This window comes from Paracoccus sp. SY, from assembly GCF_002901215.1.
GTDB classification, from domain to species: Bacteria; Pseudomonadota; Alphaproteobacteria; order Rhodobacterales; family Rhodobacteraceae; genus Paracoccus; species Paracoccus acridae.
Window position 1 is genome coordinate 1 of sequence record NZ_NWMQ01000117.1, and the last position, 2,666, is coordinate 2,666.

Genomic DNA, 2,666 nt, shown 5'->3' on the forward strand with positions numbered 1-2,666 from the left:
ATCCGTGCCTTGCGGAGGGAGAGGTCCTTGGGACCTGTGCGGAGTGGGGGAGCGGCATCGCTGGAGAAGACCATCAGCGCTTCCAGAAGCGCAGCCACATGGGAACCCGCCAGCCGGAAGTAGCGGTGCCGCCCCTGCGCTTCGGCGACCAGGACCTCGCTCTCGACCAGCTTGGCCAGATGGCTGCTGGCGGTCTGCTTGGTGATCCCGCCAACACTTGCCAGCTCGGTTGCGGTCAGGGCGCGCCCGTCCATCAGGGCCAGCAGCATGGCGCTGCGGACAGGATCGGCAACCAGGGCGGCGATGCGGGCAATCTCGGGACCTTCCCTCATGGTTCGACGCTAATCGAACCATCCCGCGACGGCAATCGGTTAGCAGGAAGGACAGCATGAAGGGGGAGCCATGATCACCTGCATCATCACCTATGACATCGACCCGAACCGGCGCGAGCTGTTTGACCAATACGCCCGGACCTGGGGCCAGTGCATTCCCCGCTGCGGCGCTGATCTGGTCGGATACTTCGCCCCGCACGAAGGCTCGGCAAGCACCGCCTATGGCATCTACTCGCTGCCGTCCCTGGCCGAATACGAGACCTATCGCGCAAAGCTTGCTGCTGATCCCCTGGGTCGGCAGAATTATGACTTCGCCCGGCGCGAGGGCTTCATCCGCCGCGAGGACCGGCTGTTTGTCAGACTGGCCTCGGCACCCCATGGTGAGCGCGCATGATCGCCGTCATCTTCGAGGCTTGGGTGCCTGGCGAAGCCCAGGAGGAATATCTGGAGCTTGCCGCCAAGTTGCGGCCCCTGCTGGCTGACATCGACGGGTTCATAGCCATCGAGCGGTTTCAGAGCCTGACCACACCGGGCAAGGTGCTGTCCCTGTCCTTCTGGCACGACGAGGCAGCCATTGCGCAATGGCGTAATCTGCCCGAGCACCGCCGGGTGCAGGCTGCCGGGCGGGATCACGTGTTTGCCGACTATCGCCTGCGCATCGCCGCTGTCGTTCGCGATTACGGCATGACCTCCAGAGATGAGGCACCAGCCGACAGCCGCCTGATCCATGCCGAGGGCAGGCAATCCCCCAACGCCGCGCAAACATAGGCATCAAGTAACGGCATATAGCTCTGGTGTTTGGATAACCTGTCATCGGGTTCAAATCTTCCCCTGGATCAAGCTGTGGAGGGGTCCTTCTCTGTCAACGGCCGTGCGATATCCGGCCATGCGGCGGCGTAAAACCAGGCCAAGTGGTGGTGACCGGCGCCTGTGAGCTAACACGACGCAATATCCTTTCAGAACTTTGGTTGCTGCCTTTGACACGCAGGCCACGACCACCTCAACGTCCTGATTGCCGGAACGCGACAGGTATCGTCGGCCGCGTCATAAAGCGTGCGCAGTTCGGCTATGGTTTCAGTCGCAGCGGAAAAGCGCGGCTCCGCTCCCGCGAGGTTGGGACTGATATTCGTGGTTCTTCTTCATTCTTGCTTCAGGAAATAAGCTCTCACTTGTTGAAGTATGCTGCCTTCAACATGGGGCAACATGCCATGATCTAAGCCTCAGGGAAGCAACTCTTCTTCACCAGAATACCTCCCCTACCGTGCCAAAGGAGTTCTCCTTCCGCATCCCCTTAACTAGGGAGCGGCTGACCAGTGAGCAGCTTGCACAGGGATTGGTCCGGATGGCTCGCCTTCCCGTCCCGGGCAGAGGGTTTGGACGCGAGAGCAGTAGCGTCAATCGGGAACCGCCAAGGTGCAGCAAACCGTTGCATCAGGATGACTGTCGTGATGGAGGATTGATCATGCTGGCTCTCACGCCATTGCGCATCGCGCTTGCTCTACCAGCGACCCTATGGCTGGCGCCGCCCTCCTGGGCGGGCGACAGTTCGGGTCTCGATCCTGCGCTGATCGACCAATGTCTGGCCGACGCCTCAACGATGGGCGGACAACTGGATTGTGCCGGGGTCGGTCAGGAAAGCTGCCTTGCCTATGCCGAGGCGGAACATGGCGAGGTCGATCCGGTGGACCGGCAGCTGAACTGTCTCGACGCCGAGTGGCAGGTCTGGGAAACGCGGCTGACCGAGACCTATGACGAGCTGAAGGCTGTCGAAGAGGAACGCGGTGCCCAAGGTGCGGAGGCCCTGGTCACGATGGAGCGCGGCTGGATCACTTTCCGGGATGCCCGATGTGAATATGAGCGGATCACCAAGAGCGGCGGTCCGGTGGCCGAGGTCGGGTGCAAACTGAACGAAACCGCCCGGCAGGTGATTTTGCTGATGGCCTACCACCAAGAGCAGACATGAGGTTTCACCCGATAGCTGGGACGGTATGAGCCGCAGCGCCTACCCAGAAACCTCCACGCCCTGCCCCAGAGTAATGCGTCTGGCACGGAACACAAAGTCTCTCCACGCAACGGATCTATGCCAAGCTTCCTGACGGAAAAGAAGGGCTCGACGACTTACGGAGAAGCCCGGAACCCAAACCACTCAGCACGCCAAGCGAACCGCAATGGAAGTCGCATTGAACTATCCTCCATCTAGACCGGATATTTGGGCTTAAGCATGTGCTTACAATGCACTTGGCTCACCCGCGGCCGAACCGATTNAGGAAAGGAGTGATGTCGGTCTTCAGGGACTTTCCCGTTGCAAGGTCGGCAACAATCTCGCCGGTCATG

Annotated in this window: 4 protein-coding genes; 3 read left to right on the forward strand and 1 reads right to left on the reverse strand. The window is 60.8% G+C overall.

The features are described 5' to 3' along the window. Window positions 1-332 (reverse strand): helix-turn-helix transcriptional regulator (locus tag CK944_RS21910; RefSeq protein WP_146038760.1); only part of this gene is annotated, 332 nt, incomplete at its 3' end. A 70-nt stretch (window positions 333-402) separates the two neighbouring features. Between CK944_RS21910 and CK944_RS21915 the strand changes: the two genes are divergently transcribed. From CK944_RS21915 to CK944_RS21925, 3 genes are all read left to right on the forward strand, one after another. Beyond that, the gene (locus tag CK944_RS21915; RefSeq protein WP_103175151.1) at window positions 403-726 is read left to right on the forward strand and encodes an NIPSNAP family protein; all 324 of its coding nucleotides are present in this window, start codon (window positions 403-405) and stop codon (window positions 724-726) included. Beyond that, window positions 723-1,100 carry an antibiotic biosynthesis monooxygenase gene (locus CK944_RS21920; protein WP_103175152.1) on the forward strand — a complete coding sequence of 126 codons (378 nt, stop codon included), beginning with the start codon at window positions 723-725 and terminating at the stop codon, window positions 1,098-1,100. Before CK944_RS21915 ends, CK944_RS21920 begins: the two co-directional genes overlap by 4 nt. A 694-nt stretch (window positions 1,101-1,794) precedes the next feature. After that, the gene (locus CK944_RS21925) at window positions 1,795-2,295 is read left to right on the forward strand and encodes a lysozyme inhibitor LprI family protein (protein WP_103175153.1); all 501 of its coding nucleotides are present in this window, start codon (window positions 1,795-1,797) and stop codon (window positions 2,293-2,295) included. The last annotated feature ends 371 nt before the right edge of the window (window positions 2,296-2,666 follow it).